Annotated in this window: 27 protein-coding genes and 1 pseudogene; 14 read left to right on the forward strand and 14 right to left on the reverse strand. The window is 73.8% G+C overall.

What is annotated here, in order from left to right:
* Positions 1–14 precede the first annotated feature (14 nt).
* Positions 15–1,619 carry an ABC-F family ATP-binding cassette domain-containing protein gene (locus CG747_RS22760; protein WP_180985668.1) on the forward strand — a complete coding sequence of 535 codons (1,605 nt, stop codon included), beginning with the start codon at positions 15–17 and terminating at the stop codon, positions 1,617–1,619.
* Positions 1,620–1,847: 228 nt separating this feature from the next.
* On the opposite strand, the gene CG747_RS22765 is transcribed toward CG747_RS22760, so the two are convergent.
* The 4 genes and pseudogenes from CG747_RS22765 to CG747_RS22780 form a co-directional block, all read right to left on the reverse strand.
* The gene (locus CG747_RS22765) at positions 1,848–2,699 is read right to left on the reverse strand and encodes a DsbA family protein (protein WP_257980642.1); all 852 of its coding nucleotides are present in this window, start codon (positions 2,697–2,699) and stop codon (positions 1,848–1,850) included.
* A 140-nt stretch (positions 2,700–2,839) separates the two neighbouring features.
* Positions 2,840–3,124, reverse strand: a complete 285-nt coding sequence (locus CG747_RS22770; RefSeq protein ID WP_100603651.1) for a DUF3817 domain-containing protein — start codon at positions 3,122–3,124, stop codon at positions 2,840–2,842.
* A gap of 1 nt (position 3,125) precedes the next feature.
* Positions 3,126–3,433: pseudogene (locus tag CG747_RS22775) on the reverse strand (hypothetical protein).
* A gap of 13 nt (positions 3,434–3,446) precedes the next feature.
* A complete protein-coding gene (locus tag CG747_RS22780; protein ID WP_100603652.1) occupies positions 3,447–3,692 on the reverse strand; it encodes a hypothetical protein in 246 nt (81 codons plus the stop codon).
* Positions 3,693–3,882: 190 nt separating this feature from the next.
* On the opposite strand from CG747_RS22780, the gene CG747_RS22785 reads away from it, so the two are divergent.
* The gene (locus tag CG747_RS22785) at positions 3,883–4,863 is read left to right on the forward strand and encodes a GlxA family transcriptional regulator (protein ID WP_100603798.1); all 981 of its coding nucleotides are present in this window, start codon (positions 3,883–3,885) and stop codon (positions 4,861–4,863) included.
* Here CG747_RS22785 and CG747_RS22790 read toward each other — a convergent pair.
* Positions 4,836–5,627, reverse strand: coding sequence for a GNAT family N-acetyltransferase (locus tag CG747_RS22790; RefSeq protein WP_100603653.1), 792 nt, complete (start codon positions 5,625–5,627; stop codon positions 4,836–4,838). The genes CG747_RS22785 and CG747_RS22790 overlap by 28 nt on opposite strands.
* Positions 5,628–5,763: 136 nt before the next feature.
* Between CG747_RS22790 and CG747_RS22795 the strand changes: the two genes are divergently transcribed.
* Positions 5,764–6,330 (forward strand): alpha/beta hydrolase, encoded by a 567-nt coding sequence (locus CG747_RS22795; protein ID WP_308303794.1) that lies wholly within the window; start codon positions 5,764–5,766, stop codon positions 6,328–6,330.
* Entirely contained in the window at positions 6,306–6,548 is a 243-nt protein-coding gene (locus tag CG747_RS50735; protein ID WP_308303795.1) for an alpha/beta hydrolase, read from the forward strand. Before CG747_RS22795 ends, CG747_RS50735 begins: the two co-directional genes overlap by 25 nt.
* Before the next feature lie 103 nt (positions 6,549–6,651).
* Here the strand turns inward: CG747_RS50735 and CG747_RS22800 are convergent, their stop codons facing one another.
* Positions 6,652–7,095, reverse strand: coding sequence for an SRPBCC family protein (locus CG747_RS22800; protein WP_100603654.1), 444 nt, complete (start codon positions 7,093–7,095; stop codon positions 6,652–6,654).
* A gap of 158 nt (positions 7,096–7,253) precedes the next feature.
* Here CG747_RS22800 and CG747_RS22805 point away from each other — a divergent pair, with 158 nt between their 5' ends.
* Entirely contained in the window at positions 7,254–8,333 is a 1,080-nt protein-coding gene (locus CG747_RS22805) for an enoyl-CoA hydratase/isomerase family protein (protein ID WP_100603655.1), read from the forward strand.
* A gap of 20 nt (positions 8,334–8,353) precedes the next feature.
* On the opposite strand, the gene CG747_RS22810 is transcribed toward CG747_RS22805, so the two are convergent.
* Positions 8,354–8,899 carry a helix-turn-helix domain-containing protein gene (locus tag CG747_RS22810; protein ID WP_100603656.1) on the reverse strand — a complete coding sequence of 182 codons (546 nt, stop codon included), beginning with the start codon at positions 8,897–8,899 and terminating at the stop codon, positions 8,354–8,356.
* Positions 8,900–8,958: 59 nt separating this feature from the next.
* On the opposite strand from CG747_RS22810, the gene CG747_RS22815 reads away from it, so the two are divergent.
* The gene (locus CG747_RS22815) at positions 8,959–10,254 is read left to right on the forward strand and encodes a S9 family peptidase (protein WP_100603657.1); all 1,296 of its coding nucleotides are present in this window, start codon (positions 8,959–8,961) and stop codon (positions 10,252–10,254) included.
* Here CG747_RS22815 and cynR read toward each other — a convergent pair.
* Complete coding sequence (cynR, locus tag CG747_RS22820; protein WP_100603658.1) at positions 10,239–11,144, reverse strand: transcriptional regulator CynR; 906 nt, start codon at positions 11,142–11,144, stop codon at positions 10,239–10,241. The genes CG747_RS22815 and cynR overlap by 16 nt on opposite strands.
* 140 nt (positions 11,145–11,284) lie before the next feature.
* Here cynR and CG747_RS22825 point away from each other — a divergent pair, with 140 nt between their 5' ends.
* From CG747_RS22825 to CG747_RS22835, 3 genes are read left to right on the forward strand one after another with little or no spacing between them, the layout of a single operon-like run.
* Positions 11,285–11,893 carry a carbonic anhydrase gene (locus tag CG747_RS22825; protein WP_100603659.1) on the forward strand — a complete coding sequence of 203 codons (609 nt, stop codon included), beginning with the start codon at positions 11,285–11,287 and terminating at the stop codon, positions 11,891–11,893.
* A gap of 52 nt (positions 11,894–11,945) precedes the next feature.
* On the forward strand, positions 11,946–12,428 hold the full coding sequence (gene cynS, locus CG747_RS22830; protein WP_100603660.1) for a cyanase: 483 nt from the start codon (positions 11,946–11,948) through the stop codon (positions 12,426–12,428).
* Between the two features lie 46 nt (positions 12,429–12,474).
* A complete protein-coding gene (locus CG747_RS22835; RefSeq protein ID WP_100603661.1) occupies positions 12,475–12,972 on the forward strand; it encodes a nucleoside deaminase in 498 nt (165 codons plus the stop codon).
* Between the two features lie 129 nt (positions 12,973–13,101).
* Here CG747_RS22835 and CG747_RS22840 read toward each other — a convergent pair whose 3' ends face one another.
* Positions 13,102–13,932: an oxidoreductase gene (locus CG747_RS22840; RefSeq protein ID WP_100603662.1), complete on the reverse strand. Its 831-nt coding sequence runs from the start codon at positions 13,930–13,932 to the stop codon at positions 13,102–13,104.
* 115 nt (positions 13,933–14,047) lie between these two features.
* A complete protein-coding gene (locus CG747_RS22845; RefSeq protein WP_100603663.1) occupies positions 14,048–15,214 on the reverse strand; it encodes a glutamate--cysteine ligase in 1,167 nt (388 codons plus the stop codon).
* 281 nt (positions 15,215–15,495) lie between these two features.
* On the opposite strand from CG747_RS22845, the gene argF reads away from it, so the two are divergent.
* Entirely contained in the window at positions 15,496–16,488 is a 993-nt protein-coding gene (argF, locus tag CG747_RS22850; protein ID WP_100603664.1) for an ornithine carbamoyltransferase, read from the forward strand.
* A gap of 46 nt (positions 16,489–16,534) precedes the next feature.
* Here the strand turns inward: argF and CG747_RS22855 are convergent, their stop codons facing one another.
* Together CG747_RS22855 and CG747_RS22860 are read right to left on the reverse strand one after the other, a co-directional pair.
* Complete coding sequence (locus tag CG747_RS22855) at positions 16,535–16,960, reverse strand: tautomerase family protein (RefSeq protein WP_100603665.1); 426 nt, start codon at positions 16,958–16,960, stop codon at positions 16,535–16,537.
* 131 nt (positions 16,961–17,091) lie between these two features.
* Positions 17,092–18,591, reverse strand: coding sequence for a carboxylesterase/lipase family protein (locus tag CG747_RS22860; RefSeq protein WP_100603666.1), 1,500 nt, complete (start codon positions 18,589–18,591; stop codon positions 17,092–17,094).
* A gap of 162 nt (positions 18,592–18,753) precedes the next feature.
* Here CG747_RS22860 and CG747_RS22865 point away from each other — a divergent pair, with 162 nt between their 5' ends.
* Positions 18,754–19,881, forward strand: coding sequence for a DUF6183 family protein (locus CG747_RS22865; RefSeq protein WP_100603667.1), 1,128 nt, complete (start codon positions 18,754–18,756; stop codon positions 19,879–19,881).
* 23 nt (positions 19,882–19,904) lie between these two features.
* Here the strand turns inward: CG747_RS22865 and CG747_RS22870 are convergent, their stop codons facing one another.
* On the reverse strand, positions 19,905–20,576 hold the full coding sequence (locus CG747_RS22870) for a response regulator transcription factor (protein WP_100603668.1): 672 nt from the start codon (positions 20,574–20,576) through the stop codon (positions 19,905–19,907).
* A gap of 5 nt (positions 20,577–20,581) precedes the next feature.
* Positions 20,582–21,886 carry a sensor histidine kinase gene (locus CG747_RS22875; RefSeq protein ID WP_100603669.1) on the reverse strand — a complete coding sequence of 435 codons (1,305 nt, stop codon included), beginning with the start codon at positions 21,884–21,886 and terminating at the stop codon, positions 20,582–20,584.
* Between the two features lie 191 nt (positions 21,887–22,077).
* Here CG747_RS22875 and CG747_RS22880 point away from each other — a divergent pair, with 191 nt between their 5' ends.
* The 3 genes from CG747_RS22880 (at position 22,078) to CG747_RS22890 (ending at position 26,476) form a co-directional block, all read left to right on the forward strand.
* Positions 22,078–22,635: a heme-binding protein gene (locus CG747_RS22880; protein ID WP_100603670.1), complete on the forward strand. Its 558-nt coding sequence runs from the start codon at positions 22,078–22,080 to the stop codon at positions 22,633–22,635.
* A 124-nt stretch (positions 22,636–22,759) separates the two neighbouring features.
* Positions 22,760–25,606, forward strand: a complete 2,847-nt coding sequence (locus CG747_RS22885; RefSeq protein ID WP_100603671.1) for a BTAD domain-containing putative transcriptional regulator — start codon at positions 22,760–22,762, stop codon at positions 25,604–25,606.
* A gap of 174 nt (positions 25,607–25,780) precedes the next feature.
* Positions 25,781–26,476, forward strand: a complete 696-nt coding sequence (locus CG747_RS22890) for a DUF4232 domain-containing protein (RefSeq protein WP_100603672.1) — start codon at positions 25,781–25,783, stop codon at positions 26,474–26,476.
* Positions 26,477–26,631: the final 155 nt, after the last annotated feature.

A 26,631-nucleotide genomic window follows, 5' to 3' on the forward strand; every position in this document is an offset into this window, starting at 1 on the left:
CGGAGCGTTAAACCATGATCACCGTTCGTGATGTCGAGCTGCGCGCCGGCGCCCGCCTGCTGCTGTCCGACGTGTCCTTCACCGTCTCCCCCGGCGACCGCATCGGCCTGGTCGGCCGCAACGGGGCGGGCAAGACCACCCTGATGACCACCCTCGCCGGACGGGCCAGACCCGCCGCCGGGAGCATCACCCACACCGGCCCGGTCGTCCACCTCGCCCAGGACTCCCGTGCGGCCGACCCGGCCGGGACCGTCATCGACCGGATCCTCTCCGCCCGCCACCTGGACACCGCCCTGCGCCGGCTCCGCGCGGCCGAGTCCGCCATGGCGGACGCCGACGGCCCCCGCGGGCTGGAACGGGCGATGGCCGCCTACGCCCGCGCGGAGGCTGCCTTCCAGGCCGGCGGCGGCTACGCGGCGGAGGCCGCGGCCGCCCGGGTGGCCGCGGGCCTCGGCCTGCCGGAACGGGCACTGGCGGGGCCGGTCGGAGCGCTCTCCGGCGGCCAGCGGCGCCGGGTCGAACTGGCCCGCATCCTGTTCGCCGGGCACGACGGAACCCTGCTGCTGGACGAGCCCACCAACCACCTCGACGCCGACTCCCTCGGCTGGCTCCGCACCTTCCTCCGGACCCACCAGGGCGGCCTGGTCGTGATCAGCCACGACACCGGCCTGCTCGCGGACGTCGTCAACCGCGTCTTCCACCTCGACGCAACCCGCGCGAGGATCGACCACCACAACACCGGCTGGACCACGTACCTCGCCCAGCGCGAGACGGACGCCCGACGCCGCACCCGCGAACGGGCCAACGCCGAACGCAAGGCCGCGGCGCTGCACGCCCAGGCGGACAAGATGAAGGCCCGCTCGGCCACCGCCGTGATGGCCAAGAGCATGGCCCGCCGCGCCGACCGCATGCTCGCCGACCTGGAACCGGCCCGCCGGACCGAGAAGGTCGCCAGGATCCGGCTTCCCGAGCCGCAACCCTGCGGCCGGATGCCGCTCGGCGCGATCAACCTCGCTAAGTCCTACGGCGACCACGCGGTCCTCACCGGCGTGGACCTCGCCGTGGACCGGGGCACCCGCTTGGTCGTCCTCGGCTTCAACGGCGCCGGGAAGACCACCCTGCTGCGCCTCCTGGCCGGCGCGGAAACCCCGGACGCCGGCCGGGTGGTGCACGGCCAGGGGCTGCGACTCGGCTACTTCGCCCAGGAACACGACACCCTCGACGGTGCCCGCACGGTCCGGGAGAACCTGGCGGCGGCCGCCCCGCACCTGACGGACCAGGACGCCCGGCGCGTACTGGGCGCGTTCCTGTTCACCGGGGACGACGCCGACAAGTCCGCCGGAGTCCTCTCCGGCGGCGAGAAGACCCGCCTGGCCCTGGCCGGGCTGGTCCACTCCGGAGCCAACGTGCTGCTCCTGGACGAGCCGACCAACAACCTCGACCCCGCCTCCCGCGGCGAGGTCCTGGCCGCGGTCGACTCCTATCCCGGCGCGATCGTGATGGTCACCCACGACGAGGGCGCCCTCGACGCGCTGCGCCCCGACCGCGTGCTGCTCCTGCCGGACGCGGACGAGGACCTGTGGAGCGAGGAATACCGGGACCTGGTCGCCCTCGCCTGACCGAGTCGGATTCATCCGGACTCATCCGGACTCACTCGGATTGAACCGGATTAGCTTGGATCAGCCCGAATCAACTCGGAGAGACCCGGATTCATCCGCACTGATCGGGGGTGATCACCAAGGCGGATCAGGATCGGGGCCAGGATCGGGACCAGGGCCAGGATCAGGATCGAATCGGGCCCCGGGCCGCGTCGGCGGTCCGGGGCCCGGGATTCCGTTTCCCTCAGCTCACGGCGTGGGCGTGGGCGTGGTGGTGGGCGCGGCGCCGGGCTTGGCCGTGGCCGCCACCTGACGCGCCTCCTTGGCCACCAGAGTGGCCAGCTTGCCCGGCGTGAGCTGCGTCGTCGGGTCGGCGAGGGTGCGTCCGTTGATCTGGACGACGGGGACCGGCCCCAGGCCCGCGGCGGCGTAGTCGTCCTGCGACTTCTTCACCCATCCCTGGCGCTGGTTGCGGTCCAGGCACAGGTCGAACGTGTCGTGCTGGATCTTCCCGGCCTTCTTCGCGATCTCCTTGAGGAGCTTGCGGTCCTTGAGGCCGTCGGTCTGCGGCGCCGGCTGGCGCTGCCAGAGCTGGTCCATGAACTCGGGGAAGCGCCCCTGGTCCTGGGCGCAGGCGGCCGCGGCGGCGGCTTCCTTCGCGCCGGTCCCCCCGTATTCCTTGTCGCTCTGGGTCACCAGGCGGTACTCGATCTGGGCCTGGCCGGACGCGAGGAGCTGCGCGAACGTCGTGGCGTACTGCTGGGCGAAATCGCGGGAACGGGGGCTCCGCGGGTCCTCGTACACCGTCAGCGTGACCGGCACGGTCGGCTTGACCGGCAGGGCCAGCTTCGTGGCTTCCGACGTGCCCACGGCGCCGGAGGGTGCCTCGAACGCGGTCGCCTCACTGGCCCGGGAGAACTGGCCGACCACGACGGCCGCCCCGCAGACCACGGCGAGGCCGACGGCGGTCACCGTGTAGGTGCGCCACTTGCCGCCGGAGCTCTTTCTCGTTGCGTCGCCGTTGTTCGTGTTCCCTGCGGAGGCCACCATGCGCACCCTTTCACCAGGCAGTTCGATGTGCTTGCCGACGGCGCCGGTCACCTGACCGCGCCGTCCTCAGCCGCCACCGCGGGGAGCGGGCACAGCTGCGGCACGCACAGTGTGGCAGCATCCGCGGACCTCCCCGGGCTCGGGGCCCGCGCGCCGCTCCGGCCGGGACGGCCGGAGGCGCCGCACCCCGGTCAGGGGGCGGGGACGGTGAGCGGACCGGTGTGCGTGAGCCTGTACAGGGCGAGCACGCCGCCGATGCCGGGGAGACACGCGAGGATAACCGACCGGACTGTGTGGAGCGGATCGCGGGCGACGGCTCCGATGGTGAAGAGGTACGCGCAGCCGTGCAGGGGCCCGGCGAGCGAGGCGACGGCCGGCAGGTGGACCGTCGCGAGGTTGGTCAGCAGCACGATCAGTGAGACCAGCTCGACGGTGGCGGCGGTGCGCAGGGCGTGGCGGGGGTGCGGATCGGGCACGTCAGACTCCTGTGGACGAGCCGGGCCGGACGATCATGAGGATGGTCACGGCCGCCCAGAGAAGGTTGAACAGGCCGGTGAGCATGGCCAGTTGAGAGGTTGCGGCACGGCCGGGCCGACCCCGGCGTACACCCGGCAGATGCGGTGCAGCAGCCGTACGGTGCCCAGCGCCTCCGGTCGGCCGGCGGCCCCGATGCCCCGCGCCCCGGCGCGGCGGACGGCGGGCGGGAACATGCCGGCGGCCACGGTGACCGGGCCGACCGCGATGATCGCGGCCAGTACGTGCAGCGAGAGCAGGATCTTCGCCATCGGGTGGCCACCGTCACAGGGCGGGGGCGGGGATGGCATCGGTCGCCGGCCAGACGGTCCCGCGGTGCTCGTACGCGGGGATCCGCTCGACGGCGCACGCCACCCGGGGGCCGGTCTCCCGCTCGACGAGGCGCGGCGCGAGGCCCAGGCCCGAGGCGACCCCGCCGCCGGTGAGTTCACCGGCGCGGTGCCCAGCCTCGTAGGGCGCGACGACGTCCGAGGGATCGAGCCCGTCGAGCAGGACGAACTGGGCGAGCATGCGGTGCCTCTTCTCCGGTCGTGATCACCAGTGCCCGACCCACGCAAGGAAGATCGACCGAGCCCGCACAGCGGCTGGAATGACCACAATCAACGGCTTCCTGCCAGTGCTTCCACACCGCCCGCCGGCAGCATGGCCGCCGTTGACCTCGGACTACGGCGGCTGGCGGGAACCCGTCTATCGTGTGGCCATGCACACGGTGGCCATCCTCGCCCTCGACCATGTGGTGCCGTTCGACCTGGCGGCCCCCCTGGAGATCTTCGGCCGCGCCCGGCTGCCCGACGGGCGCCGCCCCTACCGGACGCGGATCTGCGCCCCCACCCCACAGGTGCGGACCGACGGCTTCGCCCTGCACGTCGAGCGGGGACTGGAAGCGCTGGCGGAGGCCGACACCGTCATCGTGCCCGGCTGCGCGGAGCAGGCCCCCGCCCCGCCCCCGGAGGCACTGCGCGCGCTCCGTGCCGCGGCGGCCGCCGGCACCCGGATCGCCTCGGTCTGCGCCGGCGCCTTCGTCCTGGCCGAAGCGGGGTTGCTGAACGGCCTGCGCGCCACCACCCACTGGGTGGCGGCGGCCGAACTCGCCCGCCGCTACCCGCGCGTCGACGTCCAGCCCGATGTGCTCTACGTCGACAACGGCCAGATCCTCACCTCGGCCGGCGCCGCGGCGAGCATGGACCTGTGCCTGCACATGATCCGCCGCGACCTCGGCTCGGCGGTCGCCGCGGACGCGGCACGGATGTCCGTCATGCCACTGGAACGGGAGGGCGGCCAGGCCCAGTTCATCGTCCACGAGCATCCGCCGGTGCCGCAGGGCTCCACGCTCCAGCCCGTACTGGACTGGATCGAGGACAACCTCGCCCACGAGATCACCCTCAGGGCCATGGCGCACCGCGCCGGTATGAGCGAGCGGACCTTCAGCCGGCGGTTCCGCGAACAGACCGGCACCACCCCGGTGCAATGGGCGCTCCGGGCCCGGGTCCGCCGCGCCCAGTACCTCCTGGAGAACACCGACCACCCGGTCGAACGCATTGCGCACCAGGCCGGATTCGGCTCGCCGACCGCCTTCCGCGAACGGTTCCGCCGAGTGGTCGGCACCACCCCGCACTCCTACCGCACGGCCTTCCAGGGCCGGTCCGCGGCGGGTCAGGACCGGGGCGGCGACCAGACGTAGGGCGTGGTGGTGGTGACGGCGCGGAAGCCCAGTCGATGCAGGATGGGGGAGCTGTCCGCGGAGGCGTCGACCTGGAGGTACCGGACGCCGCGGGCCACGGCGAGTTCGGCGCGGGCGGCGACCAGCGCTCGGTAGATGCCCCGGCTGCGCCAGGCGGGAACCGTCGAGCCACCCCACAGACTGGCGAACTCGGTGCCCTCACGGAACGCCAACCACGCCGCGCAGACCACCTCGCCGCCCGCCTCGGCCACCAAGACGGCGATCTCGTCCGGGTCCGCCGCGATCCGGCCGATCAGGTCCTCGCCGAGCCAGCTCCAGTCCTGTCCCCAGACCGCCGACTCCATGGCGGCGATGCGGTGCATGTCGGCGTCCGCGGTCACCCGCCGCAGGACGACACCGTCCGGCAGGACCGGAGCCGCGGCCAACTCCTCCGCCCGGCCGATGAGCACCGTCTCCGGCTCCTCGGGGACGAAGCCCGCGGCACGCAGCCGGTCGGTGAGGTCCGCCGGCCGGTCGTGCCCGCGGGTCTTCCACTCGACCGCCTCGCCGCGGGCGGCGAAGTAGTCACGCTGGCGGGCGATCAGCCGGTCCAGTTCGGCACCGCGCACGCCGACGTCCGGCGGGGTGCTCACGAAGCCGCGGAACTGGCCGACGATCCGCAGCACCGGACCGTCCTGTTCGTAGGAGACACCCTGGGGAGGGGTCGGCGGTACGCCCCGCATCTGCTCGTCGTAGGCCGCGAGCAAGCCGTCGATGTCCGTCACACACACGACAGTACGGGTGCCGGCAAGCGGTTTTCCGGGCCCGGCCCATGCGACGGGCCCGGCCGTTGCGGCGGCTATCGTCGTCCGCACCCCCTCGTCGGACCGCACTCGGAGAGGCACCACCATGACGCCGACCATGACCATGGAGACCGTGACGGTGCGGGGTCGGCGACTGGCCTACGCGGATGCCGGCGGGCCGGGGGCGCCGGTGCTGGCCCTGCACGGGCACTTCGGCCGGGCCAGGGCGTTCGCCGGACTGGCCGCCGCGCTGGCACCGGAGTTCCGGGTGATCGCACTGGAGCAGCGCGGCCACGGGCTCAGCGCGCACGCCGACGACATGTCCCCGGACGCCTATGTGGCCGACGCCGCCGCGTTCGTGCGGGCGACCGGGCTGGGTCCGCTGGCGCTGCTCGGCCACTCGATGGGCGGCGTCGTGGCCTTCCAGCTGGCCGCGCGCCATCCGGAACTGGTCCGAGCGCTGATCATCGAGGAGGCCGGCGCACTCAACCGCCGGCCCGAGGTGGCCCATCCGGTCCTGGACGTCCGGGACTGGCCGCGCCGCGCACCGACGCTCGGCGCCGCCAGGTGGAGGACCGCGGGATCCCGGACGCCGGCTACTTCCTGGAGAGCGCCGTCGAACGCCCCGACGGCTGGGGGTTCCTCTTCGACCACGAGGCCATGGTGCGGTCGCAGGAAGCACTGATCGGTGACTGGTGGCCCGACTGGCTGGCCACCGGCTGTCCGGCGCTGTTGCTGCACGGCCTGGACAGCTTCGTCCTCCCGACGTCGATGGCACGGGAGATGGCGGAGCGGCGACCGGCCACCACCCTCCGGGAGTTCCCCGGGCGCGGGCACTGGCTGCACGACGACGATCCGGCCGGATTCGCCGCGGCCGTAAGGGAGTTCCTCACCGCGCTGTGAGGGACCGCCGTGGCCGGCCCGGACCTGTCCCGGACCTGTCGAGCCCCGTACGCGGTCGGCCCCGGCGGCGCGGTGCGTCGGCCGAGCGCCGACAGGCACGGGTTTACGGGCCTAGCAGGCCGTCCAGGATGCGGCCGTACAACCACCGCGCCGACCGGGCCACCACCGGGCGGAGGGCGCCGGGAACCCCGTGCGGGCGCACCTCGCCGCGCCAGACGACGCGACAGCCCCCGTCCCCGGGACCCACCTCGATCTCGGCCCACCCGGCCACCGCCCGCCCGCACTTCACCAGCCGGCACCGGCCCGCCGCCACCGGGGCGGCGGATTCCGGCGGTTCCCACCGCACGACCCGCATCACATCGTCGAACGCGAGCGGGCCGAGGGCGGTACGGGCGACGAACGTGGTTCCCACCCGGGTGGGCGGCGGTGTCGTCACGGTGAGCGTGGTCAGCGGAACGTGCGCGGCGTGGGTTTCCCAGTCCGTCAGCCGTCGCCACACGACGTCGGGGGAGAGGAGCGTTGTACGTTCGATCCGGAACACGGCCACCGGCCCATGCTAGACAGCCGGCGCAGCGCCGGACCTCGCAACGCCCAGGGCACGGAGAAGAGCGTCCGAACGACCCGCGCCCCGCTCCCGGAAGGAACCGACACCACCATGCGCACCACCACTACCGCCACCGCCGCAGCCACCACGGAGGTGTCCCGGTGACCGCCGACGACCCCGTACTGCTGCGCACCGAGGGCCGGGCCGGCTACCTCACCCTCAACCGCCCCCGGGCGCTCAACGCCCTCAACCACGCCATGGTGCGCCGGATAGACCAGGCGCTCACCGCCTGGCAGTCCGACCCGGCCGTCGAGACCGTCGTGCTCACCGGCGCGGGGGAGCGCGGCCTGTGCGCGGGCGGCGACATCCGTGCCATCCACGACGACGTCCGAACCGGCGGCGGGTCGGCCTCGGCCGCCTTCTGGCGCGACGAGTACCGGCTCAACGCGCGCATCGCGCACTACCCCAAGCCGTACGTCGCCGTGATGGACGGCATCGTCATGGGCGGCGGGGTCGGCCTGTCCGGACACGGCAGCGTCCGCATCGTCACCGAACGGTCCCGGGTCGCGATGCCCGAGACCGCCATCGGCTTCGTGCCCGACGTCGGCGGGACCCACCTCCTCGCCCGGGCACCCGGCGAACTCGGCACCCACCTGGCACTGACGGGCACTCAGATCGGCGCCGGGGACGCCCTGTTGTGCGGTCTGGCCGACCGCTTCGTGCCCTCCTCCTCCCTGCCCCGGCTGCTCGCGGACCTCGCCCACGTGCCCGCGCACGAGGCCGTCGGCCGGTACGTCGAGCAGGCACCGCTGGGCGAACTCGCCGCGCGGCGCTCGTGGATCGACGCGTGCTACGCCGCCGACACCGTCGAGGAGATCCTCGAACGGCTGCCGGTCGACGACGACCAGGCGGCCAAGGAGGCCGCGGAAGTCCTGTTCAGCAGGTCGCCGACCTCGCTCAAGGTCACCCTGGCCGCGCTGCGCCGGGCCCGCGAACTGGGCTCCCTGGAACGCGTCCTGGACCAGGAGTACCGCGTCTCCTGCGCGGCCCTGGCCGCTCCCGACCTGGTCGAGGGCATCCGGGCCCAGGTGATCGACAAGGACCGCTCCCCGCGGTGGTCCCCGGCGACCCTTGCCGAGGTGACCGACGGCGACGTCGCCCGCTTCTTCGCGCCGCTCGGCGACCGCGAACTCGGGCTCGCCGCCGGCCCCGAGGTCGGGCCGGTGACCGACGGGGGCTGACCGGACGGGGCCGCGGCGGCTCACTCCGCCTCGGCGGGCGGCTCCGCGACCGGGAACAGGATGGGGCTGAGGAGGTACTGCGACCGGCCGGGCGCCGGGCCGTTCGCCAGCAGTGGCGCGATGGCCCGGCGCAACTCGCCGACCATCGTGAGGAGTTCGTCCTCGCTCAGCCATACGGCGTGCTGCCGGTAGCCCACCGGATCCTTCGCGGGGGCCGCGTGCTCCTGGTCGAGATAGGCGTTGAACTCGGCGAGCAGTGCGGTCATGGCGACCGCGAAACCGCGGCGGTGGTCGTCGGACGTCAGCGCGGCGGCGGTCTCCGCGCTGATCGTCGCCCGCTCCTGGTGCAGTCGGTACCGGCGCTCCACGGCACCGCGCACCCGGCGTTCGTCGGCCACCTCCAGGACGTCGCCCGCGGTGAGCAGTTCGAGGTGCCGGTAGACGGTGGCCTTGGAGACGTCGCGGATCCGTGCGCACAGCTGAGCGGTGGTCAGTAGATGCCCGCCGCGCAAGGCGTGCGCGATGCGCAGGCGAACCGGGTGTCCGAGAAGCTCCAGTGGATCCATACCGCTACGTTCGCACGCCGTGCTACCTTTCGCAAAACTTGAGAAAGGTAGGGGGAGTCATGAGCGGGGAATCCGAAGCCACACCGGAGACGATCGCCAAGTACGTTGCGGAGAAGGCGAGTCGGGGGGAGTTCGCGGCGATCGAGGAGCTCTTCGCACCGCCCCTGCGGGCCCAGGTGTCCGCCGAGGTCGTGCGGACCGCCTGGGACGCACACCTCGCCGGCACCGGCCCGGTCACCGCCATCCGGCAGCCCGTCGCCGAACCGGCGGCGACCGGCCCCGTCAGGGTCAGCGTGCCCCTGACCTGCGCCCACGGCGGCCTCACCCTCATCATGTCGATCGACGACGCAGGTTGGCTCAACGGGCTGCGCCTGGCACCGGCGGACTCCGCGTCCTGGACGCCGCCGCCCTACGCCGACCCGGACGCGTTCACCGAGCACGAACTCGCCGTCGGTGCAGGCCCGCTCGCCGTCCCCGGCACCCTCAGCCTCCCCGGCGCCCGCGGCCCCCGCCCGGCCGTGGTGCTGCTCGGCGGCGGCGGACCCTTCGACCGCGACGGGACGGTCGGGCCCAACAAGCCGCTCAAGGACCTGGCCTGGGGACTGGCCGGCCGCGGCGTGGCGGTCCTGCGGTTCGACAAGGTGACCCACACACACGCCGCCGCGGTGGCCGCCAGGCCCGACTTCACCATGACGGACGAGTACGTCCCGCACGCCGTCGCCGCCGTCCGCGCCCTCCGCGCCCACCCGGCCGTGGACCCCGCACGCGTCTTCGTCCTCGGCCACAGCATGGGCGGCAAGGTCGCCCCGCGCGTCGCCGCAGCCGAACCTTCCGTCGCCGGCCTGGTGATCCTCGCCGGCGACACCCAGCCGATGCACCGGGCCGCGGTCCGCGTCGCCCGCCACCTCGCCGCCCTCGCCCCCGACTCCGGCGCCGGGACCCTCGTCGACACCCTCACCCGCCAGGCCGCCCTCGTCGACAGCCCCCGGCTGTCCCCCGACACGCCGGCCGCCGAACTCCCCTTCGGCCACTCCGGCGCCTACTGGCTGGACCTGCGCGCCTACGACCCCGTCGCCACCGCCGCCGCGCTGGACATCCCCATGCTCATCCTCCAGGGCGGACGCGACTACCAGGTCACCGTCGAACACGACCTGGTGCGCTGGCGGACCGGCCTGGCGCACCGCCCGGACGTCACCCTCCGCGTCCACGACGCCGCCGACCACCTCTTCTTCCCCGGCACCGGACCCGTCACCCCCGCCGCGTACGAACGGGCCCAGCACGTCGACCCGGCCGTCGTCACCGACATCGCCGACTGGCTCACCGCGGCGCCCGCCGCGCGTCAGGCCGGTGCGTAACCGCGACTGCGCACGAGTTCCCGGGCGAGGCGGGTGAAGGCGCGCACCGCGGCGCTCCGGTAGGCGTCGGTGCGGCGCAGCAGGGTGACGGTCCGGGTGGGCAGGGCGGGGGCGAGGGGGAGGGGGGTCAGGTGGGGGTGGTCGTGCGTGATGGCGTCGGGGAGCACCGTCGCGAGTGACGTACGCCGGACGATCTCGGTGAGCGCCTGGATGGAGTTGGCCTCCACCGCGATGCGCGGGCTGACGTGCTGCCGGGCGAAGTAGGCGTCGATATGCGTGCGCGTGGCGAAGTCGCCGCTGAGCAGGGCGAGTTGACGGTCCGCGAGGGCGGTCACCGGCAGTGACTCCGGCTGTCCGGCATCGGGCCCGGGGGCGGCGGTCACCAGGCTCAGGGTCTCGGTGAACAAGGCGGCCGCCTCGATCCCGGCCAGGTGGGGGCCCGCGAAGGCGATGCCGAGATCCAGCTCGTCGTCCAGCAGGGCCGTCTCGACGCGGTCCTGCGGCATCTCCCGGACCGCCAGGGTGACACCGGGGTGCCGCGCGTGGAGTTCGGCGGTGAGCGGACCGACGAGGTAGGCGGTGAACGTCGGGGTGAGCCCCAGGCGCAGATGGCCGCGGGAGAGGTCCTGCACGTCGTGGACGGCCCGCTCGGCGGCGGCCAGGTCGCGCAGGGCGTGCCGGGCGTGCCGGGTGTACGCCTCGCCGGCGTCGGTCAGGCGCACCGTGCGGCCGGTGCGGTCCAGCAGCTGCACTCCCACGGTCCGCTCCAGCTGCTTGATCTGCTGGGAGAGGGTCGGCTGGGAGATGTGCAGGTCCTCGGCGGCACGGGTGAAGCTGCCGTGCTCCGCCACGGCGAGCAGGTAGCGCAGATGACGTAGTTCCAGGGCCATGCCACCACTATAGAACCACCCATAGATGTGATCTATAGGAGACATGGCCAGCGGCTCTTGGACTCTATAGCTCCAGGTCGTGCATGGTGGATCTCGCCGGCCGATCCGGACCGGCTCAGCATCGACCGAAGGGAACGACCATGCCTGACCTCGCCGAGCGCGTCGCACGTTTCCAACGCGACGTCCACCCGGCCAAGGCCGAGCTGTTCGGCCACCTGGCCGGCCACCACCAGCCGCACACCCTCTTCATCAGCTGCTCCGACGCCCGCGTCGTCCCGGAACTGATCACGTCGTGCGAACCGGGCGAACTGTTCGTCGTCCGCACCGCCGGCAACCTCGTCCCGGCCTACGACCGCCGGTCCGGCGACGGGGTCACGGCCAGCATCGAGTACGCCGTCGCCGTACTCGGGGTCACGGACATCGTGGTGTGCGGACACTCGGCGTGCGGCGCGATGACCGCCCTCGCCGAAGGCCACGACCTCTCCGGCACTCCCGCGATAGTCCACTGGCTGCACCACGCGGACGCCTCCCGGGCCCGCGCCACGGCCGACGGCGACGTGGCCGACCTGGTACGGCAGAACGTCCGCGCGCAGCTGGCCAACCTGGTCACCCACCCTTCGGTCGCCCGCGCCCGCAGCGAGAACGCGGTCCGCCTGCACGGCTGGGTCTACGACATCGGCACCGGCGCCGTGGAGCAGACCGAAGCGCCACGCGAGGCGACCCCGGGCGACGCATCCCGCGCCGCCTGACCTCCACACCCCACCTTCCCCCTCTCCTCTCCTCCGAAAGGAAACCCCTCCCATGACGGACACCACGCCCCACGCGCAGTTCCACCCCGCCGCCCGCCAGGCCCTCGCCAACGCCGCGGTCGAGGCCAAGACGCGCAAGGACCTCACCTGGCAGCAGATCGCCGACGCCGCCGAACTGTCGGTCGCCTTCGTCACCGCCGCCGTCCTCGGCCAGCACGCCCTGCCGGCCCGCTCCGCCCAGGCCGTCGCCGAACTGCTGGGCCTCGACGACGACGCGGTGATGCTGCTGCAGACCATCCCCACCCGCGGTTCGATCCCCGGCGGCATCCCCACCGACCCGACCATCTACCGCTTCTACGAGATGCTCCAGGTCTACGGCACCACCCTCAAGGCCCTGGTCCACGAGCAGTTCGGCGACGGCATCATCAGCGCCATCAACTTCAAGCTGGACGTGAAGAAGGTCGCCGACCCCGAGGGCGGCGAGCGCGCCGTCATCACCCTGGACGGCAAGTACCTGCCGACCAAGCCCTTCTGACCCCGGCCGGCGCCCCACCCACCCCCACCCTGAGGAGGCCCCTCCCATGGACTTCGCCCAACGCACCATCGACCTGGCCCGTCAGAACGTCGTCGACGGCGGCCGCCCCTTCGCCACCGTCATCGTCAAGGACGGGAGGATCCTGGCCGAAAGCCCCAACAAGGTCGCCCAGACCAACGACCCCACCGCGCACGCCGAAGTCCTCGCCATTCGCGAGGCGTGCACGAAGCTGGGCACCGAGCACCTGACCGGCACCACCATCTACGTCCTCGCCCACCCCTGCCCGATGTGCCTGGGCGCGCTGTACTACTGCTCCCCGGACGAGGTCGTCTTCCTCACCACCCGCGACGCCTACGAGCCGCACTACGTGGACGACCGCAAGTACTTCGAACTCAGCACCTTCTACGACGAGTTCGCCAAGGACTGGGAGCAGCGCCGCCTGCCGATGCGCTACGTGCCGAGCGACGCGGCAGTGGACGTCTACCGCTTCTGGCAGGACAACAACGGCGGCGAGCGCCGGGCAACCGCGGTGCCCGGCCAGTAGGACCGATCCGCCCGCCCGGCTCCACCCGCCCGATGCCCGGCAGCAGGCGCGCTCCCCGGCGCGCCCGAGCTGCCGGGCGTCGGCCCGTGCGCCGCGGCACTCCCCGCACGGACCGGCCGCAGCGCACCGCTACGCGTCGAAGTCCGTGGAGCGGATCAGCTTCTCCCACGACGCGAACTCCGCCCGGGAGGCATCGAGATGTCCGGAGATCGCGTCGGCGGCGTCGTTGCCCAGCGGCAGCCGCAGCGGGGGGTGCTCGGCGTCGAGGGCGGTGAGGAGGGCGGCGGCCTTGGCCGGATCGCCGGGCTGCTTGCCGTCGCTCTCCGAGAGCGACGCCCGGACCGGGCCGACCGTCTCCTCGTAGGCAGGGAGGGCCGCGGACCGATGGAGGGCGCCGGCACCCGCGAACCCGGTGCGGAACGCGCCCGGTTCGACGATCAGCACCTTGATCCCCAGCGGTGCCACCTCGGCCGCGAGGGCTTCCGACAGCCCTTCCAGGGCGAACTTCGACGCGCAGTAGGCGGAGACACCGGCGAACGCGAACCGGCCGCCCATGCTCGTCATCTGCACGATCGCCCCCGACCGGCGGCGGCGCATGTGCGGGAGCACCGCCCGGGTCAGCGCGGCCGGCCCGAACAGGTGCAGGTCCATCACCTCGCGCAGCTCCTGGTCGGTGGTCTCCTCGACCGCCCCGACGATGCCCCGGCCGGCGTTGTTGACCAGCACGTCGATCCGGCCGTGCCGCTCGACGACCTCCTGCACCGCGGCCTCGACGGCGGCGGCGTCGGTGACGTCCAGGGTCTGCGCCGACACCTGCCCCGGGTACGCCGCGACGAGATCGTCCAGCGCCGCGGTGCGCCGGGCCGCGGCCACCACGACGTCACCGGCGGCGACCGCGGCCTCCACGATCGCCCGCCCGAAGCCGCTGCTCGCCCCGGTCACCAGCCATACCCTGCTCATCCCTGTGCTCCCTCGTTCGCCTGGGCTCTTGTGGAACAAGCCTGCCGCCCCGGCCGGTTGCCCGTCCAAGAGTTGCGGTGATAGCCGATGGTTATCACTGCGCGTCGGCGAGGGTTCAGTGGGCCGCGTGCAGGGCGTGGGCCGGCGCGGTGTGCCGGATCAGTTCGTCGACGACGTCCCGGGCGTCGCCCCGGCGCGCGAATGCGGCCCGCTGCCGTTGCGCTCCACCCCCGCCACCCGCACGCTCCCCATCACCGTCGCCGCCCTCCCCACCGGCGAGCCGGGTCACGGCCTCGGTGACCGCCGCCAGTTCCCCGGCCTCCTCAAGGGCCGGGCGGACGTACGCGAAGAGGTCCCGCAGCAGGTGGCCGGCCGGGACGGGGCGGCCGTTGTGCACATCGAGGGCGTGGTCGGTGCAGCCGTCGCGCGCCGCGCGCCAGTACGCCGCACGCAGCAGAGCCGGGCACACGTCCGGGCCCGGTTCCCCGCGCCGGACCTGCTCCAGGGCCTGCACGACCAGGGCGCGGACCAGGACGGCGAGCACCGCCGCCTGCTCGACGCCCACGGGCACGTCCATGGCGCGGATCTCCACGGTGGGCAGGTGCGCGGACGGCCGCACGTCCCACAGCAGCGTGTGGCCGCCGACCACGGCACCGGCGTCCTCCAGGGTCGCGCACAGCTGCTTGTAGTGGTCGGCGGAGCGGAAGTACGGCGGCGGTCCGGCAACCGGCCACTGGCCCCCGGCGGCGGTCCGCCAGCTCGCGTACCCGGTGTCGCGGCCGTCCCGGAACGGGGAGTTCGCCGACAGCGCGACCAGGACCGGCAGCCACGGCCGCAGGTGGTTGCAGACGAGGACGGCGTGGTCGAGGTCGGGCACCTCGACATGGGTGTGCAGGGCGCAGTGCGTGTGGTTCTCGTTGAGGCCCCGGTACGCGGCGAGCCCGGGGCCGTAGGCGGGGTCGTCGCGCAGGGGCGCCGGGCCGCCCGCGCTCAGCACGGGCGTCCCGGTGGCCGCCATCCGCAGCCCCTCCGCGGCGGCCGCCTCGGCCACCGCGGTCCGCATCCGGTCCAGGTGGCCGCGCAGTTCGCCCAGGCCGGCGCAGGGCGGCGTCTTGGCCTCGATCTGGTACTCGGTCAGCTCGCCGGACACCTGGTCGGCCAGGGTTGTCTCCGCGCGCCGCAGGACCCGGGACCCGGCCGGCACCACCTCGCGGGTCTCGGGGTCGACGAGGAAGTACTCCTCCTCCACGCCCACGGTCGGGATCCGTTCGTCACTGCTCATTCCGGTGTCCTTCGTCGCCCGGTCCGGCCCTGCCGCCACGGCCCGTGGGGCACGTCCGGCCGGGCCGGCCCAGGTCTGCCGGGAGGACCGGGGCGTCCGCGGGGCGGGACCGCCCCTGCCGCCGGAACCTCGTCGATCTCCTGGGCCCCATCGTCGGGCCGCGGCGGAGGCCGTGCCACAGCGGTTCACCCGCTCGGGAGGCGCCGGGGTGCCCCGTCAGCCGCCGCCGTTCACACTGGTGGCGCAGTGTCCCGACCGTTCGAACGAACCCGGAGACCCCGATGCCCCACCCGATATCCGCGTCCGACGCAGGCCGTCCGGCGGTGACCGGCAAGGTCCCCGACGATCTGCTCCGGGTCAGTGACCTGGACCCCGAGACCCTGGCCGAACTGCTGGACCTGGCGGCGGCGATGAAGCAGGAACCGCTGGGCTGGGAGCGTGACCTGCGCGGCGGCGCCATCGGCTGCCTCTTCGAGAAGCCGTCCACCCGGACCCGTGTGTCGCTGGCTACCGCCGCGCACCGCCTGGGGATGACGGCCATCGTCCTGAACCGGGACGAGATGCAGCTCGGCCACGGCGAGACCGTCGCCGACACCGCCCGCGTCCTGTCCTCGTACCTCGACGCCGTCACGGTGCGCACCTACGACCACGCCACGGTCGAGCAGATGGCCGAAGCCGCGGCGATCCCGGTCGTCAACGCCCTGTCCGACACCCACCACCCGTGCCAGTCCCTGGCCGACCTCCTCGCGCTGCGGGAGCACTTCGGCAGCCTGGCGGGCCTGACCGCGGCCTTCCTCGGGGACGGCGCGAGCAACACCTGCAACTCGTTCCTCGCGGCCTGTGCGGCGGCCGGTATGCACCTGACCATCGCCAGTCCGCAGGGCTACCCGACCGATCCGGACATCCTCGGCGAGGCCCGTGAGGTGATGGCCCAGACCGGTGGTTCGGTGGCCCTCACCACCGAGCCCGTCGACGCCGTGCGCACCGCGCAGGCCGTCTACGCCGAGGTGTGGGTGCCCATGGACAAGCCCCTCGAACGCGACGAACGCGCCGTGCGCCTGGCTCCCTACCGGGTGGACGACGCCCTGCTGGCCCACGCCCCGCGCGAGGCGGTGGCCCTGCACTGCCTCCCCGCCGTCCGCGGCGAGGAGATCACCTCGGAGGTGCTCGACGGCCCCCGGTCCCTGGTGTGGAACCAGGCGGCCAACCGTCTCCCCACGGCCCAGGCGGTACTCCACACCCTCGTCACCACCAACCGCCGGCGGATCGCCTGACCGTCGGGCCGCGGCGGGGGAGCGCGCCACGACGCGGGTCGATCCCTCAGCGCGCCACGTCGGACGCGTCGGAACCGGACGTGCCGGAGAGCGCGGCGTACTGCGCCACCCCGTTGCCGAGCGACCAGTCGATCGAGTCGTTCTCGGTCAGCAGGACGAACACGTTCCGCGGCTCGGTGCCCGCGTACTCCTGGGCCAGTTCGGCGATCCGCCGGTAGAGCGCCTGCTTCTGCTCGGGGATGCGTCCGGCGCGCAGGGTGATCGCGATGTACACGATGCCGTCGTCGCGCCGCACGCCGAGGTAATTGCCGTGCCGCAGCGTGCTGTTGACGCCGTCGTGGCCGACGAGGACCTGGAACCGGTCCTCCGGCGGGATGCCGATCGTCTCGATCAGGGCGTCGTGCACGGCTCGGCCGAGCGCGTCGAGCCGCTCGCCGTCGGCCCGCAGTGCGTCGATGCGAACGAAGGGCATGCCGGGTCTCCTCGTGGGGTCGGGGTACGGCGCCGGGTCGGGGCCGGGTCGGCATCGGCGTCGGATGACCGGCGGATGCCTGGACCGCGATCGTACATACTAGTAGGTACAGAAGTGGAGTAGCGGTGGCCTCAGTGCTCCGGCGTGAGCGTGAAGGGGGTGGGGAAGCGGCCCTCCCAGATGAGGCGGGAGGACCGCTCCGGGTAGCGCACGGTCGCCGATGTGGCGTCCAGGACGCGGGTGAGCCGCTGGTCGGGGCGGTGGGCGGCCCAACCGGGGTCGCCGGTGATGGCGAACCGGACCCACGCCCGCTGGAGTTCCCGCGACACCGCGACGGCCTCCGGGGCGGGCGGATCCCCGAGGAGCTGACTGCCCGTGGGGCTGTCCAGGGTGCCGAACGCCAACGGGACGTCGAGGCTGTGGCAGGCCCCCAGGGTCCCGCCGAACCCCGGGGAGGTCAGTGCCAGCTCGAACAGGAACGAGGTGCCGCCGGCCGCGGTGTTCGCCTCGGCCAGGTGCAGTGACGGCATCCGGAACAGGGCGTCGGAGTACACCGTTTCCAGCAGTTCCCCGGAGGTGGCCAGCGGGTGGGCGGCGCGGTAGGCCGCCGCGCCGCCCGGCGCCGGAGCGAACAGGTCCAGGGCGGTGCGCGCGTCCTGCTCGGTGAACCGGCCCAGCCGCCCGCTCAGGACGCTGAACAGCCGGAATTCCTGACGGGTGTGGCCGACGAGCAGTTCGATCCCGTCGGCGCGGCCGTCGGCCAGTGCGGGCCAGGGGGTTGCGGGGAGGATCTGGCCGTCCACGACCGGGCACACGGCGACACCCGTCTGGGCGAGCCGCCCCCACCGCTCGCGGCGGCCGGGGAGCCCGGCGCCGAGGGCGGTGACCGCCTCGGCCAGACGGGCGGGCGGGACGTCGGCGAGGGCCGCGGTGGTGGGCGTCGTGCCGAGCCGGTCCGCGAGCGCGCGGGTGACCTCCTCCGCCAGGGCGCGGGTGCAGTAGTTGCCCGGTACCGAGTGGGCGATGGCGCGCCGGAACAGGCCGCGCACCGGCTTCATCGTCAGCAGCGCGGCGATCGAGCCGGCCCCGGCGGACTGCCCGGCGACGGTGACCTGGTCGGGGTCGCCGCCGAACGCGGCGATGTTCCGCCGCACCCAGTGCAGCGCCGCGATCTGGTCCAGGAGCCCGCGGTTGGGCGGGGCGCCGTCGATGAGCGCGAAACCCTCCGCGCCCACCCGGTAGTTGATGCTCACCACGACGAGGCCCGCCTCGGCGAGCGCCGCCGGGTCGTACATCGGGTCGCTGGCGGCCCCCGCGATGTAGGCGCCCCCGTGGATCCACACCAGTACCGGGAGGCCCGCCGCGCCCGGATCCGGCGTGCAGACGTTGAGGGTCAGCCAGTTGGTGTCCGTCGTCGTGCCGGTTCGGGCCGGTCCGGACTGCGGGGCGGAGGGGCCGAACGTCGTCGCCTGGCGGGCCCCGGTCCAGCGTGCGGGGCGGGCGGGCGCGGCGAAGCGGAGCGTTCCGACGGGCGGTGGTGCGTAGGGCAGGCCGCGGAACTCCGCGTTCCGCTGTCGCCAACGTCCCAGCACGACGCCCTCCGTGGTGCGGACCCTTGGTTGTTCAGGCATGCCATGTCCTTCCTGTGCGGGCCTCCAGCGTTATCGGTCAGCTGTATTATGTCAACTGTATGAAAAAGGGAGCGGGTTGCCGGTCGGGTGGGCGGTCGAGGGGACGGGCGCGGCGAGGAGAGACGGACGCACGGTCTTTCCTGGCGCATAGGGTGAGGCCCTGTGAACCACGCACAGGACCTCTCCGACGATGAACTCGCGAGCGTCGTCTGGGACATGACGGCGCGGCCCGCGTCGCCGGACGACGCCGGACACCTGCGGGAGCTGGGGTCGCTGCTGACCGATCGGCACGCCGCCGCGATGGAGCGCGTCCGGGCGTACGAGCGCAGCCTGGCCCACGTCGTCCGCACCCTCGCGCTCAGCCCCGGCCGGGACAACGTGGCGCAGCTGCTCCACCTCCTCGACGCACAGCGCACCTCCACCGCGCACACCGGCCTCCGGATACCCGCCGTCGCCTCGCTCCTGGCCGAGGGCCAGCGGGTCGCCGACCTCGCCGCCGAGGTCTTCGACCGGCGCGGACACGACCGGTTGGAGGAACTGCGCTCCTGCCTGTTCCACGAACTGGTGCTCCGCGGCGTGGACATCGACGACTTCCCGCCCCTGCGGTACTGGCCCCTCGTGCGACCCGGCTGGCACGCGCTGAGCTGGCTGCCGCCGGACCGCCGTGCCTTCGAGTCCGATGCCGACTTCCCGAGCCGCTCCCTGCGCGGCGGCGCCAAAGGGACGGACACCGGGCTGCCCACCGAGGGACGCGCGGACCCGCCGGTGCCCCGTACGGCCGTGCGCTCCACGCTCCGCGACATCGCCACCCAGGAGGTGCACCAGGACATCGTCTCCGCCGTGACGGCCGGCGGTTGGGGCGATACCGGCGCATGGGTCTTCACCCTGGACGAGCCCACCGCACCCGAGGACGTGCCGGCCCTGCTCCCGACCCTCCCCATGGCCTGCCTCGACGGGCTCGGCCCCACCGACCGCTTCGAGATCGCGCGCCGCCCCCTCGACGCCGTCTGGTGCCTGCTCTTCGCCACCGCGTCGATGGGCGGCATGTACAGCGACGGTGCGCACGGCGCCCACGGCCGGCTCGCGGCATGGCGGTCACTGGCCGGTCTGACGGGGGCGCCGCGGGGCAGTAGCGCGGCGGAAGTCGAACGCCGTGCCCTGCACAGCACGTGGTTCCAGTTCCTGGCCGACGCCGACTGGTTCCACAACGAGATCTACGACTACGGCATCGCCTGCCTCTCCCCGGACCGACGCCGACTCGCGGTGCTCACCGCGACCGACACCGACTGACGCCCGCGGCCGGCCGTGCCGGTTCAGGGAATCAGCCGTTGCTCCTTCGCCGCCGCGACCGCGCCCGCGCGGGTCTCCACACCGAGCTTGGCGTAGATGCGGACCAGGTGTGTCTTGACGGTGGCCTCGCTGATGAACAGGGCGCGGGCGATCTCGCGGTTGCCGAGGCCGCGGGCGAGCTGGCCGAGGATGTCCAACTGGCGCTCGGTGAGCGCGGCATGGGGTTTCCGTACGCGCTCCATCACGCGGTTGGCCGCCAGCGCGGAGAGCACGGCCCGACCCTCCGCGGCGGCGGCGATCGCGGCGAACAACTCCTCGGGCCGCTCGGCCTTGAGGAGGTAGCCGGTCGCGCCGACCTGCACGGCACGGGTGACGTCGGCGTCGGTGTCGTAGGTGGTGAGGACCAGCACGCGGGTGCCGGGTACCTCGGCGACGATGCGGCGGGTGGCCTCGACCCCGTCGATGCCGGCGCCGAGGCTCAGGTCCATGAGCACCACATCGGGACGCTGCCGGGCGGCGACGGCCAGCGCCTCCTCGCCGGTGGCCGCCTCGCCGACGACCTCGATGCCCGGATCGGCGGACAGCAGGGCGCGCAGACCGGCCCGCACCACGGCGTGGTCGTCGCACAGCAGCAGCCGCACCCGCCGGCCGGGCACGGCGCCGGGCACATCGGGGGAGTGGGGTGTACGGGACATGCGGGTCACTCCTCGTCCGGGTCGGTCGCCGGGCCGCTCGCCCGGAGCGGAACGGCCGCGGAGACGACCGTCCCGTCCCCGGGACGGGACTCGATGGTCAGTGTGCCGTCCAGCTGCCGCAGCCGGACCTCCATGGCGCGCAGCCCGTGGCCGCGATGCGCCGCCGCCCCCGGTGCGTCCTCCCGGCCCGGGGTGAAGCCGCAGCCGTTGTCGGCGATGTCGAGGACCACGTCCTCGTCGAGGTAGCTGAGGGTCAGGACGGTATCGCTGGCGTGCGCGTGCTCGCGGACGTTGGCGACGGCGCCCTGGGCCACCCGGAGCAGGCCCGCCTCGACGGCCGGCGGCAGGGGGACGGGATCGCCGTCGATCCGGAAGCGCACGGCCGGGCCCGCGGCCGGCGATGCCGCGCCGGCTCCCGCGGTGGCCGTACCGGCGGCGGTCTCCCGCCGGGCCAGCGCGCGCAGGGCTTCGGGCAGCCCGCCCCCGCCGGAGAGGTCGGCCGGCGCCAGGTCGTGGACGAACCGGCGCGCCTCGACGAGGTTGCGTTCCGCGATGGCCGAGGCGGTGGCCATGTGCCGGTGGGCCGCTTCCGGGTCCGCTTCCCACAGCCGCTCGGCGGCCTGGAGCAGCATCCGCTGGCTCGACAGTGCCTGGGCGAGGGTGTCGTGGATCTCCATCGACAGCCGCTCGCGCTCGGCCAGCACGCCCGCCTGCCGCTGGCTGGAGGCCAGGACGCGGCGGGTCCGCACCAGGTCCTCGATCAGGGAGCGTTGCCGCGCCGACTGCCGCTGCATGTGCGTGAACACCGTCGCGGCCAGGCCCGCGACCACCGGCGGCACCACGATCAGCAGGGGGTCGGGACCGTTGATCCGCACCTGCGCGACCACCACCAGCACCGTCAGCACGGTGATCAGGGCCAGCGCGGCCCGCGCCGGGAGCAGTTGCAACGCCGTGTAGACGATCGCCACCGCGCTCCACGCGAAGCTCGGCGCCTGGAGCACCAGGGCCACCCAGCCCAGGACGAAGACCCCGAGCCAGGCCCGCCGCCACCGCGGCGCGATCGCGCCGTCCACGGCCGGCCGCGCCACGTACGCCACCGCCAGGAGCGTGGTGAGCGCGATCACCCACCACGTGCCGGGGGCACCGGGATGATGGGTCAGATACCGGGCCATCGCGGCGATCAGCAGCAGGACGAACGAGGCAGAGATCACCGCCTCCATCCCGCGCCCGGCCGGACCGACGGCGGGGTCCGTCCGCGGTACGCCGTCCGCCGCCCGGGTCCGGCCACCGCTCACGTGCTTCACGTCCATCCTTGATTCGTAGCCTGGTTTCCGGGCCACGTCCGTCATCCGATCGGTTGACACCGACGTCATCCATCATGCTCCGCGACGCCATCCGCTCCGTCGACCGCGGCCCGCCCGGGGCCGCCAAGGATGGAAACACCGCAACCACTGCGGGACCACGGGGCCCCGGCCCCGGTCGACGAAGAGGAGCACCTCCCATGAAGATGCCGTCCACCCGTACCCGGATCATCGCCGGCGCGGCCGTGCTGGCCGCCGTCGGGGTGACCGCCGTCGGCGCGGTCGCCGTCGCGGCCCCGGACGACGCCAGCCGCAGTGGTGCGGCCACGGCAGCCCAGGCGCAGACCCAGAACGTCGTCACCACCGACCACCTGACCGTCGCCGCGGCGGCCAAGGCGGCCCAGGCCGCGCTGTCCGCAGCGGAGAAGGCCGACCAGCACGTGTCGGTGTCCGTCGTCGACCGCAACGGCAACACCATCGTCACGCTGCGCGGCGACGGTGCCGGCCCGCAGTCGTACAAGGCGGCGGAGGAGAAGGCGTTCACCTCGGTGTCCTGGAACGCGCCCACCTCGGCCCTGGTCAAGCGCCTGGAGCAGGCACCCACCCTGAAGGACATCCCGGGCACGCTGTTCCTCGCCGGCGGCGCCCCCGTCCAGGCCAAGGGCGCCCCGATCGCGGGCGTCGGTGTCGCGGGCGCGCCCAGCGGTGACCTGGACGAGCAGTTCGCCCAGGCCGGCGTGGCCGCGCTCAACGGCTGACCCGGACCCGCCGACCGGCGGGCCGATGGTGTCGACGCAGCCTCCACGGCACCCCCGATATCCTGGGCTTTTCTCCTCAGTGCCCCCGACGTCGGGTGCATCCCACCCAGAAGGGAAGCCGCCCGTGGAGTTCCGGCTGCTCGGCACCGTCTCCGTCGACGCGCTCTCCGGACCGCTGCCGCTCGGCCCCGCCAAACGCCGCAGTCTGCTCGCCGCACTGCTGCTCTCCGCCAACACTCCCGTCTCCGTGGCCCGGCTGACGGACTGCCTGTGGGAGGACGCACCACCGCTGCACGCCCGCAACGTCGTCCAGGGGCACGTCTCCCGGCTCCGCGCCCTCCTCGTCGGCGCGGACGCGGCGGCCTACGGCGTGGAACTGCTCACCCTCGGCGACGCCTACGTGCTGCGGGTACCGGAAACCCTCCTGGACTCCCGGCGGTTCGAGGAACTGCTGACGCTGGCGCGGGAGCAGCGCGACCCCGCCGATGCCGTGCGGATGCTCAACGAGGCGCTGTCGCTGTGGCAGGGCCCGGCGCTCACCGGCGCCTTCGCCGGCCCCCCGCTCCAGGCGGCCGCGCACGCGCTGGAGGAGTCGCGGCTGGCCGCGGTCGAGCATCTGGCCCGCGCGTACACGGCGTCGGGGGAGCACCACCGGGCCGCGGCCGTACTGCGGACGGAAGCCGTCGCGCATCCGCTGCGCGAGTCGCTGGCCGCGGCACTGATGACGGCGCTGTACCGGGCGGGGCGGCAGTCGGAGGCCCTGGACTGGTTCCACCGCACCAGACGGCTGCTCACCGACGAGCTGGGAATCGACCCGGGACGCGAACTCGCCGCCGCCCACGCGCTGATCCTGCGCGGCGACCCCGTGCCGGAGGGGGAAGGAGACCGGGCGGCGGACGGGGAGCGTGCCGGGACGAGAACCGGACGCCGGGCCGCGGCCGACCGGCCCGGAGCGGCGACGCCCGCAGCCGCCCAGCCCGGATTCCGTGCCGACGGCGGCCCCGGCCCCGGATCGCCCCATCCCCTCCCGCTGCCGCCCCTCGCTCACGAACCGCACCCCACCGATCTGCTGCCCCGCGCTCCCCGCGGCTTCCACGGGCGACTCACCGAACTCGCCGCGCTCACCCGGGCCGCCGCGGGCGAGGCACCCGTCTGCCTGGTCACCGGACCGGCCGGCGTGGGGAAGACCGCGCTTGCCCTCCACTGGGCGCACCGCGACGCCGCCGCCTTCCCGGACGGCCGGCTCTTCGCCGATCTGCGCGGATTCAGCGAGACCGGTGAGCCCCCGCTCATCGAGGTCCTGCGGGAGTTCCTGCTCGCGCTCGGTGTCGCACCGCAGCGCGTCCCGGCCTCCGCCCCCGCCGCGGCCGCGCTCTTCCGGTCCCTGACCGACCACCGCCGGCTCCTGGTGGTCCTCGACAACGCCCGCGACTCCGCCACGGTCCGGGCGCTGCTGCCCGGCGGCACCGACTGCGTCACCCTGGTCACCAGCCGGCACCGGCTGGAGGGACTCATCGCCTCCGACGCGGCCCGCCCGGTCCCGCTCGACACCCTCGAACCGCAGGACGGCACCGCCCTGCTGGCCGGAGTGCTCGGCGAGGAACGGGTCCGGGCCGAACCGGCCGCCGCCCGCCGGCTCGCCGAACTCTGCGGCGGCCTGCCGCTCGCCCTGCGCGTCACCGCGGCTCGGCTGGCCGGCCGCCCACAATGGACGCTCGCCGCCCTGGCCGACGAACTGGCCGACGAGCGCAACCGGCTGGCCTACCTCGCGGTGGACGACACCGGCGTCCCGGCCGCACTGGGACTGACCGTGCAGCACCTCCCGCCGGACGCGGTCCACCAGCTGTCCCGGCTCGGCCACCACCCCGGCGCCCACTTCGACGCGTACACGGCTGCTGCACTCGCCGGCACCGACCCGGTCGCCGCGGCGGCGGCGCTGGAACGGCTCACCGCCGCCCACCTCGTCACCGAGACGGCCCCCGGACGCCGGCAGCTGCACGATCTGGTCCGGCTCTACGCCCGCGGTCTCGACCCCGCATCCGGACCGGACGCCCTCCTCGGCGTACTGGACCACTACATCGCCACCGCGCTCGCCGCCGCCGAAACCGCCGAGCCGGGCGGTGAGCCCTGCTTCGCCCTGCCCGACGACTTCCGCCACCCCGCCGCCGTCCGGGACTTCACCGACCGGGCGGCGGCGATGTGCTGGCTCGCCACCGAACGCGACGACCTGGCGCTGGCCGCCGCCGCGGCCCGGACCGCCGGGCTCGACGACCGGGCCTGGCGGATCATCCTGCTCCAGTGGCCGCAGGTGGTGTGGCGGGTGCGGGACAGCTGGGTGCCACCGCTCCAACTGGCACTGGACTCGGCCCGCGCCCGCAACGACCCCTACGCCGAGTCCAGGGTGATCAACCTGCTCGGCTGGGTGCTGAGCGAGGAGGGCCGGGTCGCCGAGGCCGCCGCCCTGCTGGAACGTTCACCCGGGCTCGCCCGGCAGGCCGGTGACCGGCTCGGCGAGGCGACCGCACTGATCAACCTGGCCATCGTCCAGGCCGAACAGGGCGCACTCGACGCCGCGTTGGAAGGCTGCACCCGGGCGGTCGCGCTGGCCCGCGAGGAACCCGACGCGCACACCGAGATGCTCGCCCTGCAGCACCTCGCCCGGATACAGCTCACCGCGAACCGGCCGCAGGAAGCGCTCACCGCCGCCCGCGCCGCGCTCGACCTGGGACCCGAGCACGAGGAGGCCGCCCGCCGGACGCTGCTGCTGACCGTCAGCGGCGAGGCCCGGTTGGCGCTCGGCGAGGAGAGCGAGGGCATCCGGCTGCTGGACCGCGCGGCCGGCGAGGCGGAGCGCGCCGGATACGACGAGGGCGCGGTACGGGCCCTGGAGGCGCTGCTGCGGGTGACCACGCGGCCGGAGTACCGCGCGCGGTTCGAACAGGCGGTGCGGCGGCTCGCCGACGACGGGTGAGCCGGTGCCCGCGGGACCCCGCGGGCACCGGTACCGGACATCAGCGGAGCATCAGCGGGACACCAGCAGGACGTGAGCGGCGGCCCCCAGAATCCTGCATGTCAGCAGGTCAGTGACGTTTCACCAACTGATCCGACGTCCACTTCACCGCATCTCAGCCCTCAGGGAAACGCCATGAGAACCTTCCGTCACCGCACCGCCGCCCTCACCGCCGCGAGCACCGCCGTGCTCGCGCTGGCCCTCACCGCCTGTGGCGGGGACGGAGCCGCCACGAAGTCCGCCGGCCCGGCGCCGAGCGACTCCGCAGCCGCCGGAGACTCCGGGCGGCCCGCCGAGCAGGCCGACACCTCGCAGGGCAACGACGCCGCGAAGGACGGCGCCACCGCGCACACCACCGGGAAGACCGGCGCGGCGAAGGGCTCCGGCACCGGTGGAAACGGATCCGGGGCAGCCCCCGCCTGCAACACCAAGGACGTCGCCATCAGCGCCGCCTACCAGGACGGCCCGCCCTACACCCACATCGTCCTGACCGCGAAGAACACCTCCGGCCACCGCTGCACGCTCAAGGGCTACCCGGAGATCCAGTTCCTCGAAAGCCACCGGGAGAACGTGCCGCCGGTCGCCAAGAGCAAGCCCCAGCTGCCCGTCGTGCTGAACCCCGGCGACCCCGCCTACGCCCTGGTGAAGCTGTCGGACGGCGGCGTCGACGAGAACAACGAGCCGGTCACCGACTTCTCCGTCACCCTCCAGGGCGGCAGCGGCCAGGCCGCCGTGAAGGCGCCCGGCCGCGAGGGCATCGCCGTCGACCCGGCGAAGTGGGCGACCGGCTACTGGACGTACGAACTCCGCAACGGCGCGGACGACTTCTGATCCGTCGGCGCACCCCGGCCGGCCGTCGCCGGCCCGCTCGACCACCGGGGCGGCCTCCTCTCGCGGACCCGCGGATCCGCGAGCGGGAGCCGCCCCGGTCTTCCGTGCCCCGGAACGGCGTGCAAGGGTGTCGAGCAAGATCGTCGCGGCCTTCG

It is taken from the genome of Streptomyces sp. CB02959 (genome assembly GCF_002803155.1).
Lineage (GTDB): Bacteria > Actinomycetota > Actinomycetes > Streptomycetales > Streptomycetaceae > Streptomyces.